Source organism: Geobacter grbiciae, assembly GCF_018531165.1.
In the GTDB taxonomy this organism is placed as follows: Bacteria; Desulfobacterota; Desulfuromonadia; order Geobacterales; family Geobacteraceae; genus Geobacter; species Geobacter metallireducens.
On sequence record NZ_JAHDIW010000001.1, the window covers coordinates 623685 to 640470 of the forward strand.

Sequence of the window (16786 nt, forward strand, 5' to 3'; positions counted from 1 at the left end):
AACATTCACGATCCACGGTTGACGTCGTTCATTTCTCCGCTTGGAACTACCCGCACCTCCTCGTCATTATTCCCGGGCTTCAGCCCTATTTGGATTCGAGAGCTTTTACCAGCCCGCGGATCATGTTGTTGTACGGCGTCGGCATCCCGGCCTGGGCTCCATATTCGATAATTTTGCCGTTTATGAAGTCGATCTCCGTCCTGCGGCCGGCCTCAAGATCCTGAAGCATGGACGGCTTGTGATTTCCGGCGTTTTTCAGGTAATTGATGCAGTAAGGGTAAAAGTCGGACCCAAGGGAAAATTCGTTGGCCCGGGCCACGGCAACCCCCTCCTTGATCAGGGCATCGACCAGATCGGAGAGCATGGGGTCGATGGTAATCTCGATCATGGTTTTGCGGGTGACCGCGCAAATGGCGTTCATGCACGAGTTCATCACCGACTTGCGCCAGACCATGTCGGTGATCTTGTCGGTGTGCCCCGTATCGAGCCCGCACGCGGTGAAGACGTTGCAGATGCCGACGGCCGCATCCCGGGATTGCGGGTCGAGTTCCTGGATGAAGTGAGGGCGATGATGGAAGGCAATCCGGATATGGCACGGACCCACCGGAACGCAGCCGTAATTGACAACCCCCCGCATGACGTTCTTGCGGCCGAGATGCTCCGCCAGCACCAGTTCGGTGTCGATGCCGTTCTGCCAGCTGATGACGTAGCGCCCCTCGGCGACAAATCCTTCCAGGGCGGAGGCGATCAGGGGCAGCGCCGTGGCCTTGACCGTAACGACAATGACATCGGGCGGATCGTTGACGAGATCGTCCACGCTGGTGGTAACCCGTGTCACCCTGGTCTGCAGGTTGTCGACCCCTTCCAGGATTATCCCTCGTTCCAGGGCCGGTTCGAGAAGACTCGGGATCACATCGCAGAGGGTGACGTCATACCCCCCCTTGGCGAGAAAGGCGGCCACGGTCGCCCCCACCGGTCCGGCGCCGATCACGGCAAATTTTGTTGGCTTGTAGTTGCTCGTTTCCATAGGTGACTCCTTGCGACCGGTCTGAACCACGGACGACTAACTGGGGTTTTCAAGCATGCCGAAGGACTCCGCATCGAGGATCTTGATGTTGCTCCCCTGCATGATCCCGATTGCCCGGTCATTGTCGCTGAAGCGGAAGATCATCACCGCCTTTCCCGCCGACGGGCCCGTGCCGGCAAAGGCGTACATGTAGTCCACGTTTATCTGGCTATCCAGAAACAGCTTCAGGACCGTGCCGGACAGGCTGCCGGGAACATCGTCGATCTCCACGGCAACCACATCGTCAACACGGGCGGGAATCTGCTTTTCCATCATCACCTTACGGGCCTTGGCCACATCGGAGACCAGGATGCGCAGGATGCCGAACCCGGCGGTATCGCAGATGCTGAGGGACCTCAGGTTGATCCCCGCGTCGCCCAGTGCTTGGGTGGCCTCATGGAGACGGCCCGGGGCGTTATCGAGAAATACGGAAAGCTGTTTCAACTTCATGGGAACCTCCCCGGTGCGCGGGGCGGCACGGGCCGCCCCGCGATGATCAGGCAGCGGCACCTCCGCCACGGAGCGCCTTCAGGTTGACCTCGACCCCTTTATCCTTGGAGAGCGCCGTAACGACCCCTTCAACGACCTGCGCATTGATGGGGAGTTTTTTCAACACGGAGCCGACCATGACCATGTTGACCGCCTTGGCATTGCCGGCTTTTTGCGCAATGGACAGCGCCTCAATGCCGTGGGCCTCGCCGCATGCTCTGGCGATCTGCTCCTCCACATCGGAAGGATAGGTCGCCAGCCCGGAGGCCACGGTACTGGGATTTATGGTGCCCTTGTTGTAGACCAGCATGCCGCCGGGCTTGAGATAGTGCACGTAGCGCAACGCTTCCAGTGGCTCGAAGGAAATCAGGATGTCGGCGCTCCCCGGCATGACCACCGGCGAATAGACCTTGTCCCCGATACGCACGAAGGAAATCACGCTCCCCCCCCGCTGGGCCATGCCGTGCACCTCGTTCTGCTTGACATCCATGCCGCTGGCGAGGGCGCTTTCTGCAAGAACCTTGGAGGCCATCAGGACCCCCTGGCCGCCGACCCCGGCAATAACGATATTGAAAACGTTCATCATTTCCTCCAGTTCTCAGGCTTCTGACATCGCGTCGAATTTACAGAGCTGTGCGCACACACCGCATCCGTTGCAGATATTGGGGTCGATCCCCACCTTCGGCTTTTCGCCGGATGTGGTCAGCCCCAGCGCCACACAGGAGGCCTTGAGGCAGGCGCGGCACCCGGTACATTTGTCCTGAGCAACTGTGTACAGGGGCTTTTTCACCCGGTAGCGGAGGATGCAGGGATTCCTGTCCACGAGGACGTAGGGGCCGGGGGTTTCCAGCCCTTTCCTGATGGCCACCTCGGTCTCCTCGAGGTTATAGGAGTTTATCTCGACGACATTGTCGATCCCGAGTACCTTGACCAGGTCCACCATGCTTACCTGTTTGGCCGGCTCCCCCTGCAGGACCTGGCCGGAGCCGGGATTTTCCTGCCCGCCGGTCATGCCGGTGGTGCGGTTGTCCATGATGATGACCAGGGCATTGCCGTTGTTGTAGGCCATGCTCAACAGGCCGGTGATCCCTGAATGGAAGAAGGTCGAATCGCCGATGACGGCCACCGGCTTTTCCGCCCGCCCGGCGATCTCGTTGACTTTGGCCATGCCGTGGGCGGCGCTGATGCTTGCCCCCATGCAGATGCAGGTATGCATGGCGCTCAACGGGGGGAGGGCGCCCAGGGTATAGCAGCCGATATCGCCGGAAACGTAGACCTTCAGCTTGCTCAGGATGGAATACAATCCGCGGTGAGCGCAGCCGGGGCAGAACGTGGGGGGGCGTTGCGGAAGGTTCTCCACGGGAGCCGTGGCCGCAGCCGTTAACGGCGCCCCTGCCGCGGCTCGGATGATGTCGGCGTTAACCTCGCCGCAGAGGGAAATCCTGTCCTTCCCCACATGGACCGGTATCCCCATGGCGCGGATTTGCTCCTCGAAGATGGCGTCCATCTCCTCGACGACCATCAGGCGCTTGACCTTGGCGGCGAACTCCCGGATTTTCTTCTCCGGCAGGGGGTGAACCAGGCCGAGCTTGAGGATCGAGGCGGCGGGGAAGGCCTCTTTCACGTGCTGATAGGAAATACCGGAGGTGACGATGCCGAGGTCGGCATCCCCCATCTCCACCCGGTTGAGGGGAGAGGTCTCGGCGAATTCCTGCAGCTTGAGCAGGCGCTCTTCGACCGTCACATGCTTGATCTTGCCGAAGTTGGGGAGCATCACGTACTTGGGTACGTTTTTCTCCCACGCCCCCACCTTCGGCGCGATTTTCCCCTTCGGTTCCACGATCCCCTTGGCATGGGAGATCCTGGTGGTGGTGCGGAGCATGACCGGCGTGTCGAACTGCTCGGAGATCTCGAACCCGGCCCGGACAAAGTCGTACGCCTCCTGGGAATCGGCCGGGTCCAACATCGGGATCTTGGCGAACTTCGCGTAATTCCGGCTGTCCTGCTCGTTCTGGGACGAATGCATTCCCGGGTCATCGGCGGCCATGAGAATCAGGCCGGCGTTCACCCCGGTGTAGGTCAGGGTCATGAGCGCATCGGCGGCCACGTTCACCCCCACATGCTTCATGGTGGCCAACGATCTGCCCCCGGCAAGGGATGCGCCGATTGCCGATTCGAGGCCGACCTTTTCATTGGGTGCCCATTCGCAGTACACATTGCCCAGGCGGGCCACCTCTTCAAGGGTCTCGGTGCTGGGCGTTCCGGGATAACCGGAGGCAAAGACACCGCCCGAGTCCTCAAAGCTCAGGGCTATTGCTTCGTTGCCGGAGATAATTTTTTTCATAGGCGATATTCCTTCTCGTTCTGGCTGTAGTTACGCAAAGTTGTTGTCGCGGGCAGCTCCGGCAAGCCGGAGGGAGATCCATCCCGATCATTATGCCGGCAGGTACTTCAGCTCCTTTGCCTTTTCGGTCAGTTCGTCCCGGAACCGGGGATGGGCCACGTTGATCAGCGACTGGGTGCGCTGACGGACGCTCTTGGCATAGAGATCCGCCACCCCGTACTCCGTAACCAGATAACGGACATGGTTGCGGCTGGTAACGACGCCGGCGCCGTGTTTCAGGAGGGGCGTGATCTTGCTGACCACGGTTCCGTCCTTCAGCGTTGAGGTGCTCGGCATGGTGATGACCGCCACCCCATCCTTGGAGCGGGACGCGCCATAGACGAAGTCCATCTGCCCCCCCACCGCGGAATACATTCTCGGGCCGATGCTGTCGGCGCAGATCTGTCCGGTGAAATCCACTTCGATCGCCGCGTTCACCGAGACCATGCGGTCGTTTTTCGCGACCACGAAGGGGTCGTTGACGTATTCAGTGCGGTGCAGTTCGATCATGGGGTTGTTGTGGGCCCAGTCATAGAGGCGCTTCGTCCCCAGGAGGAAACCGCAGACGATCTTGCCGGGATGGAGCGTCTTGCGGGAACAGTTGACGACCCCCGCTTCCACCAGATCGATGATGCCGTCGGAGATCAGTTCGGAATGGATCCCCAGGTCCTTTTTGCTGAACAGGTGCTTGAGGACGGCATCGGGGATGGCGCCGATCCCCAGCTGCATGGTGGCGCCGTCGGGGATGAGGGTGGAGATATGCCCGGCGATCTGCTCGACGATTCCCGGGTCACCCTCTTCGGCCATGTGCCGTTCGGTGAGGGGCGCATCCACTTCAACGATGTGCGTCATGCGGGAGACGTGGAAAAAGGTATCCCCCAGCGTCCGCGGCATTTTCTTGTTTACCTGGGCAATGACGATTCTGGCGGATTCCGCGGCCGTCATGGTGAGACCCGCTTCTCCCCCCAAGGAGCAGAAGCCGTTTTCATCGGGGAGCGACACATTGAGGAGTGCCACGTCAAGGGGAAGGTGGCCGTTTTTGAACAACAGCGGAAATTCCGAGAGGAGGACGGGTGTGAAATCCGCACGTCCATCGTTGACTGCCTGGCGGACGTTGGGGCTGATGAACATCGTATTGACCCGCACGTGCCCTTGCATCTCGGGGGCAACGTAGTCCTGCGGACAGATGGTCAGCACCTGGGACACTTCCACGTCATGGAGTTCCGGCGCCCGGCGCACCAGCGCTTCCAGCAACTGCAGGGGTACAGACGCGTTCCCCGTCAGATAGAGACGATCACCGGAATTAACTGACTTGAGCGCCTCATCAGCGGTCGTCACCCGTGAATTGTAAATTTCGCGCCAATTCTTGATTTCTTTCCAGATGGTTGCGGCCATGACGTGTTCTCCTTTTCGCGTGAATTAACGCTGAATTATTGTTCCGAGTAGTCGTAGAAGCCTTTGCCGGCCTTGCGTCCCAGGTAGCCGGCCTTGATCATGTTCCGCAGCAGGCCGGGGGCGGCGAAGCGCTCCTGCTTCATGTAGTCGTGGAAGATGTTGATGACGTGGTAGCCGATATCGACCCCGGCAAAGTCCTGGAACTCCAGGGGCCCCATGGGCATGTTGCAGCCGAGCTTCATGGCGGTGTCGATATCCTCGGCCGAGGCCACCCCTTCCTCCAGGAGCCGCACCGCGTCGATGATGTAGGGGACGAAGAGCCGGTTCACCACGAAGCCGGGGGTATCCTTGCAGGTGATGGCGGTCTTGCCGATTTTTTTCGCCATCTCCAGGGCCAGGTTCTTGGTGGCCTCGGTGGTCTGCAGGGCCGGAATCACCTCCACCAGCTTCATCATCGGCACCGGGTTGAAGAAGTGCATGCCGACGAAGTTGGCCGGGTTCTTCACCAGGGCGGCCATCTCGGTGATGGAGAGGGAGGAGGTGTTGGTGGCGTAGATGGTGTCCGCGCCGCAGACCGCATCCAGCTTGGCGAACAGCTCCTTCTTGACGTCGATGTCCTCGAAAACCGCCTCGAAGATGAAGGGGACGTCCTTCAGACTCGCCACGTCCGTGGAGAAGCTGATCCTGCCGAGGACGGCCTCCATCTCGGCTTCAGTCATGGTCCCCTTCTTGACGATCCGCTCCAGGCTCTTGATGATGGTCTTTTTCGCCCGATCCCAGACCGCCTCGCTCACGTCCACCACTTTCACCTGCAGGCCTGCCATGGCTGCCACCTGGGCGATGCCGGCCCCCATGCTGCCTGCTCCTGCCATTCCTACGCTCTTGATATCGTCGAGTTTCATCGGCTGTTCTCCTTTGGTAGTGGATAATCGGTGTTATCTGCTCAAAAAGTTCGGTTTCCGCTTCTCGCCAAAGGCGGTGAGCCCTTCCCGGGCGTCGTGGGTCAGAAGGTTCTCCAGGCCGTGCTTGCGCTCAACGGCCAGAGCCTCTTCCATGGGGAGCTCGATCCCTTCGTTCACCGCCGCCTTGATGTAGCCGAGCGCCTTGCCCGCGCCCGATGCGAGCCTGCGGGCGAATTCCATAACCTCGGCCATGAATGACTCAGCCGGGATGATCCTGTCGACGAGACCGATGGCAAGGGCCTCTTCACCCCCCATCACCTTGCCCCACAGGAGGATATCCTTGGCTTTGGCAAGGCCCACGAGGCGCGGCAGCCGCTGGGTCCCGCCGGCGCCGGGGACGATGCCGAGGCCGGCCTCGGGGAGGCCGATCAATGCCTTGCCGGCGGCCATGAAGCGGTAGTCGCAGGCCATGGCCAGCTCGCACCCTCCGCCGAGGGCATGGCCGTTGATGGCGGCAATCACCACCTTCTTCATCCGCTCAAGGATGGTGTTGGCGTCCTGCAAAAGCTTCGAGAACGCCTCTGATTCCGCCTGGCCCATGGCTGCCATTTCCTTGATGTCGGCCCCGGCGATGAACGCCTTTTCCAGGGCGCTGGTAATGACCACGACCGTCACGTCGTCCATCCGCTCGGCCTCGCTGAAGGCGTTGAACAGCTCTTTGCCGAACTCGCTGCTGAGCGGGTTGGTGGGGGGGCGATTGAGGCTAATGGTCAAGACCCGTTCGTCTTTGGTGAGGGTGATGTATTGGTACGCCATTGGTTTATCTCCGTTTCTCGTGGTGTCGGGGTTAGCTGACTTTCAGGACTATGGAGGCGGCGGTGTCGCCGGCGGCGCAGCCGGAGAAGAGGAGGTAACCCCCTCCTTTCTGGACCAGTTCTTCTATCCCTTCGACGATCAGCCGGGCGCCGGTGGCCGCCTGGGGATGACCAAAGATGAGAGATGAGCCGTAGTTGTTCATGGCGTTCACATCCAGCCCCATGACCTTGGCCATTACCAGATCATTGGCGGCGAAGGGGTTATGGGTCTTGATCGCCCCCAGGTCCTTGGCCGTGATGCCGGCCTTCTCCAGTGCCTGCTGGGCCGAGGGGGCCACGGCGGCGGCCATGTGTGCCTTCTTGGTGCGGGCGAAGCCGAAGGAAACCACCTGGATTTCAATGCTCGGATTGGTGCTCAGCTCCCTGGCCCGGTCGCGGGTGGTGACGCAGATGCCAGCGTTGCCGTCGGCCGGATGGGTCTGGGCGCCGAAGGTATGCACTCCGTCGGGGAGGACCGGCTTCAGGGTCGCCAGCCCTTCTTTGGTACTGGTGGTGATCCCTTCGTCGGCTTCAAGGGTAATGGTCTTTTTCTTGGAGAGCTGTATCTCCACCGGGAACATGTACCGCTTCTGGAACTCCCGGTCATTGGCCAGGGCCTCCAGGTACTGCTCCTGACGCCGCAGGGTGATGGCGTCGCACTCCTCGCGGGTGACGCCATACTCTTTCGCCACGTTCTCGGCGGTCTTGATCATCGCCTCGCCGGCCCACGGGTCCTTGCCGAAGTTGTCCATGACCCAGTCTTCGGCAACAGGCTGCCCCCCCGGGCCGTTCGGATTGGGCCAGACTGCGTGGGGACCGTTGGACAGCCGGTCGGCCTGGAGGCACCAGCTGTTCTCGAACAGGCCGGTTTCAATTCCCATTGCCGCCTGGAAGACGGAAAAGGTGGAGGTGGAGCAGGCCTGGCTGACGAGGATGCCGGGCGCCCCCTCGGCCCCCATCAGGGCCGAGGCCCAGGGGCCGCTGTAGAACCACTGCTTCTGGTAGACGGTGCTGCCGACGAGAACATATTCGATGGCCTTCGGGTCCCACCCCTTGCTCTCGAAAAAGCGCTTCGAGGTGGCAGCGCCAAGGACAATTGAATTTTCGTTGGCCAGGCTCCCCTGCCATTTGGCAAAAGGGGTGCTGTAGTAGCCGCGGTAGGGGATGAACGCTTTTTTCAGCATGCTTGTTCCTCCTGTAGGTAGTGGTAATGACAGCTGTTTGCGATTCAGATCCGGATTCTGCCGTCCACGGCGTAGACGCCGTCACTGAAGGCCATGATCGGGTTCATGTCCATTTCCTGGATCATCGGCAGGTCGGTCAGGAGCTGGGAGACCCGCTGGATCAGGTTGGCGATCCCTTCCTTGTCGACCCCCTTCTCACCCCGGACCCCGTCCAGGAGTGCCGCAGTCTTGATGGAGGAGAGCATCTCGCCTGCCTCCACCTTGGTCACCGGGGCGATCTTGAACGCCACGTCCTTGAGTACCTCCACGTAGATCCCGCCCAGGCCGAACATCACCAGGTGTCCCAGTTCCCGCTCGGCCGTGGCGCCGATGATCAACTCCCTGCCGCCGGGGAGGAACTTCTGCACGAAGAAACGCAGCGTGCCGAAACTCCCCAGGCGGCTTTCCATGTCCTCGACCGCCGCGCGCACGGCAGCGGCATCCTTGAGATTTATGGCAACGCCCCCCATGTCGCTCTTGTGATCGATCTCCTCGCAGTCAACTTTGACCACCACCGGGTAACCGATCGTTTCCGCGGCGGCGACCGCTTCAGCGGCGTTGGGCACCACCCGCCAGCGCGCCACGGGAATGCCGTAGGCGTCGAAGATCGTGTAGACGTCGGTGGCAGAGAGGACACTGCGCCCTTCTTGCCGCGCCTGCTCGATGATCGATCGCGCCTTTGCCGCATCCACATCGCCGAAAGTGTCGGGCTGGCCGATGTCACGCCGCTTCAGGGAGCCATACTTGACGAGGGCGCCCAGGGCTTTGGCCGCGTCGCTGGGGTTGGCGTAGATGGGTACGCCGCCTTGCTTGAGGATGTCCCTGGTGATCTGGAACCGCTCCTGGCTCAGGTCAGTCATGAAGTTGCAGACAATGGGTTTTTTTGCCAGACGGTTGACCTCCACAATCTGGCGGGCGACCTCGTGGGTGTCGGTGAAGGGGGCCGTGACGAAATTGATGAAGATGCTGTCGACCCCGTCCTCCTCAAGGAGCACATCCAGGGCGCCGCGGAACTGGGAGCCGCCGGCCGTGGCAACGACATCGATGGGATTTTCCAGGGCGGCCTCGGGAAGCTGGCTCTCCTTCAGCGTCTCGATGCTCTTTTCCGAAAGCTTCGGCACATCCAGCCCGCAGGAGACCAGGACGTCGGTGGCGATGACGGCCGGCCCGCCGGTGTTCGTAATGATGCCGACGTGGTTTCCCCTGGGGATCGGCTGGGTGGCGAAGGCCATGGCTGCCCGGGCCATTTCCCCCTCGTCGGTGAAGGAGAGGATGCCGGTCTTTTCGAAGATGAGTTCCGTGGCAATGTCCACCCCTGCCAGGGAACCGGTATGGGAGGAAGCTGCCTTGGCACCCTGCTCGGTGCGACCGGCCTTCATGGCCAGGATCGGTTTCCTGGCCGTGACCTCCCGGGCGGCTTCGAGGAATTCACCGGGGTTGGAGAATCCTTCGGTGTAGAGGATTACTGCCTTGGTCCCCTCGTCCTCGCCGTAGTAGCGGACGATTTCGGGGATGGAGATGTCGCAGGCATTGCCATTGGAGGCATAGAGCCGCTGGCCCACGCCGAGATCCGCCAGCGCCTGCATGATCAGGGCGCCGACGCCGCCGCTCAGGGCCACAACCGACACGTAGCCGGGATCCGGGTAGGTGAAGGTGAAGTTGCAGTAGGCCTTCAGTTCGGGATCCGAGTTGATGATCCCCTGGCAGTTGGGACCAAAGACCCGCACCCCGAACTCTTTGCCCCGGCGGAGAAAATCTTCCTGGAGCCGCGCCCCCTCTTCACCCAGTTCGCTGAAGCCGGCCGAGTTGATAATGACCGCCTTGATCCCCTTTTTGCCGCAATCCTCTATGGTCTGGGGCACGAACTTGCTCGGGATGATGACGTGGGCAAGATCCACCTGGTCGGGGATCTCGTCCAGGGTTTTATAGGCCCTGAGGCCGCACACTTCCGAAGCGCTGGGATTCAGAGGGTAGATTTTCCCCTTGTAGCCATACTTCTGCAGGTTGCGGATGATGACGTTGCCGATGGAGAGTTCTTTGGTGGAAGCGCCGACAATGGCAACGGCCCGGGGTTTGAAAAGTGAGTCCAGCATGGCTATTTTCCCTCCTCAAGTTGTTCGATAAAGGCTTCAACATTGGTTTTGGTCTGCTCGTCGGAAACACAGCGCATGTCGTTAAGATCGCCGGAGATAACCAGATGGGGGATCCCAGTCGTTTTCCCGAGCCGTTGCGGCATGCCGTAACGGCTGTTGGAGTTGCAGGGACAGGTCTTGGCGTCGTGGTAGATGATTCCGTCGATCCGGAACTTCTCAAGCATCTCCCGGATGTAGCGCTCCTTGTAGGCGTCGGAGCGGACGATGAAGAGCTCCAGGTAGGCCTTGGCCATGCTCCTCAAGGGGGTGCTCTCGTCAAAGGAGGGAAATATCCAGCTGCTGCAGTAGGTGGAGGCGACCACGTTTGCCCCGAGTCCGGCAAAAAGCTCCGAATGCTGCCGCAGGCGCCCCCAGACCGGCATCCCATCCCAATAGATGCGGTAGCCTTCCCCCTCCACGGCCCCCGCCCCTTCCGCCACCCTCTGGTGCAGTTCGGCCAGGAGGACCCGGTAATAGTCCACGGCTTCCCGGGTGCCGCGCAGTACCACCGCCGGCCCCATGTGGATGGTGCCGTCAAAGAAGGTCAGGGGAGCCGGGAGAGCCATGGCCGTCTCCAGAACCTGCTTCCACAGATCGGTGCACTCCCGGGAGAGGACCACCACTTCCCGAAGCCGGTCCATGTCGAGCCGGCTCCCGGCGATCTCCTCCAGCGTCGGGATCAGGGCTTCCATCTGCCGCGTCACATCCTCGATATGGGCATCACTGACCACGTCGATGTTCTTTGGCGAGGTTATGCCGATGCAGGGGACGTTCAGCTCCCTGGCGTACCAGGCGAACCAGTCCTGCACGTCTCGGCACTGATTGGTGTTGTAGACGAGGACATCGGGTCTGGGGACGGATTCTATACCCGGATAGGTCTTTGACAGGGGGGTGACCCCTTTCAGATAGGCGCCGATATCGGAGGTCAGGTAGGAGCAGATATCGGGGGAGTAGCCGATGGCGTTAGACTCCGGGATCAGATCGGTGGACAGTCGTGTCGCACCGAGCATCGCGGCATGGTTCTCGGGGAAATGCACGGCAAACCCCATGGCCCTCAGAAGTTCCGCCGGCCCCACGCTGGTACACCAGGCAACCTTCTGTCTGCCGGTGGAGGCCGCCTCGTTCAGGCCGAAAAAATAGTCGGCCATGATCCTGTTCATCAGGTCGGTTGCCTCGATTTTCTTGCGCACTGGCTTGACGTCGGTTTTCATCTATCTCTCCTTGGGAAGTACCGGGGATCTGCTGGCCAAACCCTTAGTCCTTGCCTTCTCCTGCTAAGGCGTAGAGGGCTGCGCCGATGGCGCCGGTCAACTGGGGAAACTCCGGAAGCATGACCGGTCGCCCGATCATCTCTTTCGCCATCCGGACGATATAGGGGTTATGGGCCGCCACGCCGCCGGTCATGACTACACGGTCTGTGAGGGAATCCATCTCCAGCACCCTTTTGATCACCGAGTAGAAGATCCCCTTGACGATGTCGGCCACCTTTTTGCCCTGCCGGATACTCTCGAGGACTTCCGTGCCGGAAAAAACCGTGCAGTAACTGCCAAGTTTGACCATCTCCTCGGACTGGCGGGCCAAGTCGTCCATCCCTTCCAGGGGAAGGTCGAGACGGCCGGCCATCTCTTCGAGAAAGGCGCCGGTGCCGGCGGCGCACTTGCGGTTCATCTTGAAGCTGCTGCGCCTGCCGGCACTGTCCAGCTTGATGATCTTGTTGTCCTGGCCACCGATATCGATGATGGAAATCTCGCCGGGAAAGTAATGGCTGCATCCCCTGGCCAGGCAGCCGATTTCGGTCTTGCTCGTTTCGGTGACAAAAGGGACATTGGCTCTGCCGTAGCCGGTGGAAACGGCTCGTGTCACATGGGCGCGGGTTGCCCCGGCCATCTCCAGGGATATGTCGAGACAGTCAGCGGCTGTCCTCGAAAAGTCTGTTCCGGACTTCTTGACGGCGTGGCCCAGCAACGTGCCGTTGTTATCAATGATGGCGACCTTGGTCCTTGATGCTCCTATGTCCAGGCCGACAAAAACAGGGTCAGTCATTCCGTGATTTCCTCATCCGAAGAGTGCAGGCAATGCCATCGTCAATATAAAATAATGTTTTGCAGATGCTGTGCCCAGCCAAACATCGATCCTTGAAACATGTGTAATACACTGATATATAAAAATAATATGTCACATTAGACAAAATACATCGTTTTGGCACGCAAAAAAGCCGACGATATATCGTCGGCAAGACGCCGGTAAATTTTCTGACTCAAGCGCCAGGGCAGCCAGGGAAAAGGGGCGGAAATTGCCTAATTAAAGCATCATCGAAGGGTGTGGCGAGGGAGGGAGCGAAGGGGGGCGATATTTCGTCGGAGAGGCGATATTTCGTCGACAGGCGGAAAAGCAAAAAACGGGGCCCTGCTTTTTTCTGTCAATTACGTGTGTTCAGGTGGAGATTTTCTCTTTATACCCAACTTTTTCATCCTTGAGTTGAGGGTGGTCGGTTTCAGGCCAAGAATCTCGGCCGCTCCGTTTGCGCCCCGGATGCGCCAGCCGGTTTTTTCCAGGACAGAGTAAATGTGCATCCGCTCAACCCCCTCCATGGTCAGGGGTTCGTCGGCGGCCACGGCGGAACCATCCTGAATATCCACCACCAGCGTGGCGCCACTGTTCAGGATCATGGCCCTTTCCACCAGATTTCTTAATTCCCGTATGTTCCCGGGCCACCGATATCGCTCCATGGCCTCCATGTTCTTCCGGGGAATGCGTTCGATGGTTTTGCCGAAAACTTTACTGAACTCTTCAACCATAGCCCACACGAGCAGCGGAATGTCCTCCCGCCGGTCACGCAATGGCGGCACTGAAATGGGGAACACATTGAGCCGGTAGTAGAGATCTTCGCGGAAGCTGCCATCTTTGACGGCCTGAGCAAGGTTCTTGTTGGTTGCAGCAACCACCCTTACGTCTACCTTGATCGGCTTCGGATTGCCCAGCCGCTCGAATTGACCTTCCTGAATGACCCGCAGCAGCTTGGATTGGAGTTCCAAGGGGAGTTCACCGATTTCATCAAGGAAAATGGTTGAACCATTGGCAGCCTCGAATCGACCGATCTGAGTGGATACTGCGCCGGTATAGGCCCCTTTTTCATGTCCGAACAGTTCTGCCTCAATAAGTGCTGCGGGCAATGCGGCGCAATTCACCTTGATCATGGCCCGCGCCTTGCGGGCACTGGCATTGTGGATGGCCCGGGCAATAAGCTCCTTGCCAGAACCTGTTTCACCAAGGATAAGCACCGTCGCATCGGTAGCAGCCACCTGCTTGATCTGGAGGAGGACATTGCCGATGGCTTCGGATTTGGGGTAATCCCAACATTTGCACTACCAGGGGCAAAGTGGCAATGGAGGTCAGCCGTCAAGCGCTAGCCGAGCATCCATATCCAGTTCGAAACGCCCATATGGATTGATGTGCTGGGTCAAGAGCGGGCTCAGTGCCGCCAAGTCTCGGGCTGTTACACGTTCTGACCACTCCGGATTCTCGAGCACTCGTTGGATCATCAGTGTATTTACGTACACGAGGCTCGCCTGGAGTAAGTGCAGGCAGAGCAGACCCATTTCCTGGTTTTCCCGCCGATTAGTGGCCAGTTCAGCGCCATTACCATAAAAGATAAACCCGTTGGTGCTGTTCCAGCTCTCCACCACGTTGAGGCCTTCGTGGATCTCCCGCCGCAACTCCTCAGACCCCAGGTACCGACAGAGAAAAATAGTCTTGATAACTTTGCCTAGTTCCGCAAAAGCCTTGTAGGCCGGGTGCTGTGCGTTATTTCGTGTGAAGCGGCGCAGGAGGCTCTCCGCATCGGCCATACCAAGTTTTAGCGCAGCCGCGTGCTTCACCATGACGTCGAGTTGTTGCTCAATCAGCTCCCAGTTGATCGTCCGTGAAGCCGCCACCGGATCCAGGTTCGGAAAGGTCTGGCCCGTCTCTGTTTTATGGAGTTTCTGCCGGCTTATCCCTTTCAAGCGCGGCATGAGTTCAAAGCCCAGCAGGCGGCAAAAGGCGAAGGCAACCGTGCTCTGGCCGTGACTGTCAACATACTGCCGGTCCACCTCCATCTCCGTGCAATGTCGCAGTACACCTTCGATCATGGCGGCGGCCTCTGAAGATGAAACCCGCTTAAACTGGGAGTAGATGCATGCGGCATTTTTTTCAACATGCCAGTAGACCATCACGCCACGCCCACCGTAACGAAGGTGCCATTCGGTGAGGAGGTTCTGGTCCCAGGCCCCGAATTGCTTGGAGTCCGAGGCGCAGGCGGTCGTGGCCTCGCCCCAGACCTGTGGCAATCGCACTGCAAGCGTGGCGTTCACCACCCGTGCGATAGCCTGGCGCAGACCTTCGATGGAGAGGAAACGCCGCCGGACATAATACAGATCCTTGTAATCGTCCTCTCGCTCGATTGCCATACTTTTGATGCCGGTGTTGGTACCCAGCCCGAACAGACAGAGCAGAAGCCTTCGCTGAAGGGTTGCCTTATCCATGTGGAAACGCTCGGTCCCACTCCGGAGGCACTGCGTGAAATTCACCCGCAGGTCCGTCTCCTTGAGCACATCCAGCAAACTTGTCCCAGACCACCGCTGGATAACCTCTCGTTTGAGCGTCGTCAGGTTTTCCGGTTCCGCCTGGGGCTCGGAGGGGGAGATCGAGATCCGAAAACCGTCTTTCTTGGAAATGATCTTCACCTTGGGATTGGAGGGCATCTCATTGTCCAACGCCTTCAGGTGCCGGGTCATTTCCTCCCGGAGCGAAGCCGTAAAGACCTTCGCGTCCAGCGGGACGCCGAGGTCCTCGTAGTAGGCCGTTTTCCGTTCCTCAAAGTCTTGAGGCAAGTCCTCCTCCGGGTCCCGGTAACGGCGACTCCCGACAACCCAGATTTCCCGGCAACGGAGCTGCTCTCGGAGTGCCTTCAGGACACAGATCTCGTAGGCGATCCGGTTGATTTTGGGAGGGTCACCCTCCTCTTCCACAACCAACGGCATCCAAGCCGATGAAACGACACCCTTCAAAGGAACCTGGATCTCCTTTGGGTAGGAGGGGCCCTTACGCGTAAAGTTGGCCTTTAGTACCTCCAGAGCTTGCATCACCGGCTGATGGTGGGTATTGGTGCATCTGAATTCCAGATTGTTCAGCAGGTCAGGCAGCATCCGGCGGTAGTGCGCCCGATAGGATCGCTGCAAGGCAGTCCGGACCTTACCTCTATAGCCAGCCCCCGCCTCGACCTCCCGAATTAAGGTGAGAAGCCATTTCTCGGGTACCGCGGGAAAGATTACCTCCTCCACGACACCCTTTGGAGCGTCAACGGAGGCTTTGGCCATCCGATACAGCTTCACCATCTTGCTGGGTGCTTTCTGGAGTACTTCACCCAGCCCATCGTCGATTCGACGTTCTGCCTTCTTCCCCATTTTGTGGACAGTTTCCACCAGAAGGTCCACCAAGTGATCGGTGAGATCCTCGCTCCGGCGCTGGAGAAAGGCCGTCAAGAGGGTAGCCCGCAGTGGTCCAGCATGGCGGCGTAGCTCGAAGGGTTCCTCAACGGCAGCCCGTTTGACGTAGCGCTCCAGAAGTCTTGGCGGCACTCCCTTGAACAGGTCATCCGAAAGCCCGACCTCGCGTACAAGGTTCAGCCGCAAGGCAGCCTCCTTCACGCTTTCCAGCCCGGCTTTGCCAGGTTCGGCTTTGAGTGTCTGCCAAACCGTCAACTCCGCTCCGTCTTCGCCCGAAGAATGAAGATGAAGGAGGGTGTCGAGGCGGCCCAACGTCGCGGGGTCCAGTCTTTTGAACAGGCTCTCGCAGAAGTGGGTTTCATGCTTTTGGAGGGAGGAACGGAGCAGCCGGCGGATCTGTTCTTCGGCCGGAGGTTCGATGAGGAGCGTCCGGCAGCGCTCCAGAACAGCTTCCCGGAGTCGGTCCATACGGTGCTCCTGATCCAGAACCTCTTGGATCAACCATGCCTCCAGGGCCTCGACATCCTCACGAGTCGACTCGCGAAACCCCAGCCACTCGCGGATCTCGGCCCGGTGGTACTTGATGGTCCTCCCTTCCCATTTGTAATCCCACCACACCGCATTGGTGATTTTGAGCTGGTCGGCCATATACTTAATGGCAGCCCAATGAACTTCGCCGGGATCTTCTGGGAACCGCCCTTCCAATTGAAAGAACTTCAGCAGGACGGCAAAGCCCAACCGCGTGGCTCCGGTTTTATTCCTCAAGAGCTTCAGTTCGTGGGGCAGCAGCCCCCAATGCAGCTCTAATTCCTCTTCGTCCCAGCGTTTCACTTACACACCCCGATAGGATTACGAA

13 protein-coding genes are annotated in these 16786 nt (G+C 59.6%); all 13 read right to left on the bottom strand.

Going from position 1 to position 16786, the window contains the following annotated elements:
- Positions 1-85 precede the first annotated feature (85 nt).
- Positions 86-1027: a ketopantoate reductase family protein gene (locus KJB29_RS02795; RefSeq protein WP_215733270.1), complete on the bottom strand. Its 942-nt coding sequence runs from the start codon at positions 1025-1027 to the stop codon at positions 86-88.
- A gap of 36 nt (positions 1028-1063) precedes the next feature.
- Positions 1064-1516, bottom strand: coding sequence for an ACT domain-containing protein (locus KJB29_RS02800; RefSeq protein WP_215733271.1), 453 nt, complete (start codon positions 1514-1516; stop codon positions 1064-1066).
- 46 nt (positions 1517-1562) lie between these two features.
- Positions 1563-2138 (bottom strand): indolepyruvate oxidoreductase subunit beta, encoded by a 576-nt coding sequence (locus KJB29_RS02805; protein ID WP_215733272.1) that lies wholly within the window; start codon positions 2136-2138, stop codon positions 1563-1565.
- A gap of 15 nt (positions 2139-2153) precedes the next feature.
- Positions 2154-3899 carry an indolepyruvate ferredoxin oxidoreductase subunit alpha gene (gene iorA / locus KJB29_RS02810; RefSeq protein WP_215733273.1) on the bottom strand — a complete coding sequence of 582 codons (1746 nt, stop codon included), beginning with the start codon at positions 3897-3899 and terminating at the stop codon, positions 2154-2156.
- A 90-nt stretch (positions 3900-3989) separates the two neighbouring features.
- Positions 3990-5333, bottom strand: a complete 1344-nt coding sequence (locus KJB29_RS02815) for an acetyl-CoA hydrolase/transferase family protein (RefSeq protein WP_215733274.1) — start codon at positions 5331-5333, stop codon at positions 3990-3992.
- Positions 5334-5368: 35 nt separating this feature from the next.
- Entirely contained in the window at positions 5369-6235 is an 867-nt protein-coding gene (locus tag KJB29_RS02820) for a 3-hydroxyacyl-CoA dehydrogenase family protein (protein WP_215733275.1), read from the bottom strand.
- Positions 6236-6268: 33 nt separating this feature from the next.
- The gene (locus tag KJB29_RS02825) at positions 6269-7051 is read right to left on the bottom strand and encodes an enoyl-CoA hydratase/isomerase family protein (RefSeq protein WP_215733276.1); all 783 of its coding nucleotides are present in this window, start codon (positions 7049-7051) and stop codon (positions 6269-6271) included.
- A 31-nt stretch (positions 7052-7082) separates the two neighbouring features.
- Positions 7083-8273: a thiolase family protein gene (locus KJB29_RS02830; protein ID WP_215733277.1), complete on the bottom strand. Its 1191-nt coding sequence runs from the start codon at positions 8271-8273 to the stop codon at positions 7083-7085.
- Between the two features lie 44 nt (positions 8274-8317).
- The gene (locus KJB29_RS02835) at positions 8318-10405 is read right to left on the bottom strand and encodes an acetate--CoA ligase family protein (RefSeq protein WP_215733278.1); all 2088 of its coding nucleotides are present in this window, start codon (positions 10403-10405) and stop codon (positions 8318-8320) included.
- 2 nt (positions 10406-10407) lie between these two features.
- Positions 10408-11655 (bottom strand): 2-hydroxyacyl-CoA dehydratase subunit D, encoded by a 1248-nt coding sequence (locus tag KJB29_RS02840; protein ID WP_215733279.1) that lies wholly within the window; start codon positions 11653-11655, stop codon positions 10408-10410.
- A 43-nt stretch (positions 11656-11698) separates the two neighbouring features.
- On the bottom strand, positions 11699-12487 hold the full coding sequence (locus tag KJB29_RS02845) for an acyl-CoA dehydratase activase (protein ID WP_215733280.1): 789 nt from the start codon (positions 12485-12487) through the stop codon (positions 11699-11701).
- Positions 12488-12867: 380 nt separating this feature from the next.
- The gene (locus KJB29_RS19655; RefSeq protein WP_425514103.1) at positions 12868-13776 is read right to left on the bottom strand and encodes a sigma-54 interaction domain-containing protein; all 909 of its coding nucleotides are present in this window, start codon (positions 13774-13776) and stop codon (positions 12868-12870) included.
- A 60-nt stretch (positions 13777-13836) separates the two neighbouring features.
- Complete coding sequence (locus KJB29_RS02855) at positions 13837-16761, bottom strand: Tn3 family transposase (RefSeq protein ID WP_215733281.1); 2925 nt, start codon at positions 16759-16761, stop codon at positions 13837-13839.
- Positions 16762-16786 lie beyond the last annotated feature (25 nt).

Bases quoted from the DNA above. Each gene is read 5' to 3' on its own strand.
- KJB29_RS02805 (WP_215733272.1), bottom strand. From the start codon at position 2,138: ATGAACGTTTTCAATATCGTTATTGCCGGGGTCGGCGGCCAGGGGGTC.
- KJB29_RS02845 (WP_215733280.1), bottom strand. From the start codon at position 12,487: ATGACTGACCCTGTTTTTGTCGGCCTGGACATAGGAGCATCAAGGACC.
- KJB29_RS02835 (WP_215733278.1), bottom strand. From the start codon at position 10,405: ATGCTGGACTCACTTTTCAAACCCCGGGCCGTTGCCATTGTCGGCGCT.
- KJB29_RS02800 (WP_215733271.1), bottom strand. From the start codon at position 1,516: ATGAAGTTGAAACAGCTTTCCGTATTTCTCGATAACGCCCCGGGCCGT.
- KJB29_RS02830 (WP_215733277.1), bottom strand. From the start codon at position 8,273: ATGCTGAAAAAAGCGTTCATCCCCTACCGCGGCTACTACAGCACCCCT.
- iorA (WP_215733273.1), bottom strand. From the start codon at position 3,899: ATGAAAAAAATTATCTCCGGCAACGAAGCAATAGCCCTGAGCTTTGAG.
- KJB29_RS02815 (WP_215733274.1), bottom strand. From the start codon at position 5,333: ATGGCCGCAACCATCTGGAAAGAAATCAAGAATTGGCGCGAAATTTAC.
- KJB29_RS02840 (WP_215733279.1), bottom strand. From the start codon at position 11,655: ATGAAAACCGACGTCAAGCCAGTGCGCAAGAAAATCGAGGCAACCGAC.
- KJB29_RS02820 (WP_215733275.1), bottom strand. From the start codon at position 6,235: ATGAAACTCGACGATATCAAGAGCGTAGGAATGGCAGGAGCAGGCAGC.
- KJB29_RS02825 (WP_215733276.1), bottom strand. From the start codon at position 7,051: ATGGCGTACCAATACATCACCCTCACCAAAGACGAACGGGTCTTGACC.
- KJB29_RS02795 (WP_215733270.1), bottom strand. From the start codon at position 1,027: ATGGAAACGAGCAACTACAAGCCAACAAAATTTGCCGTGATCGGCGCC.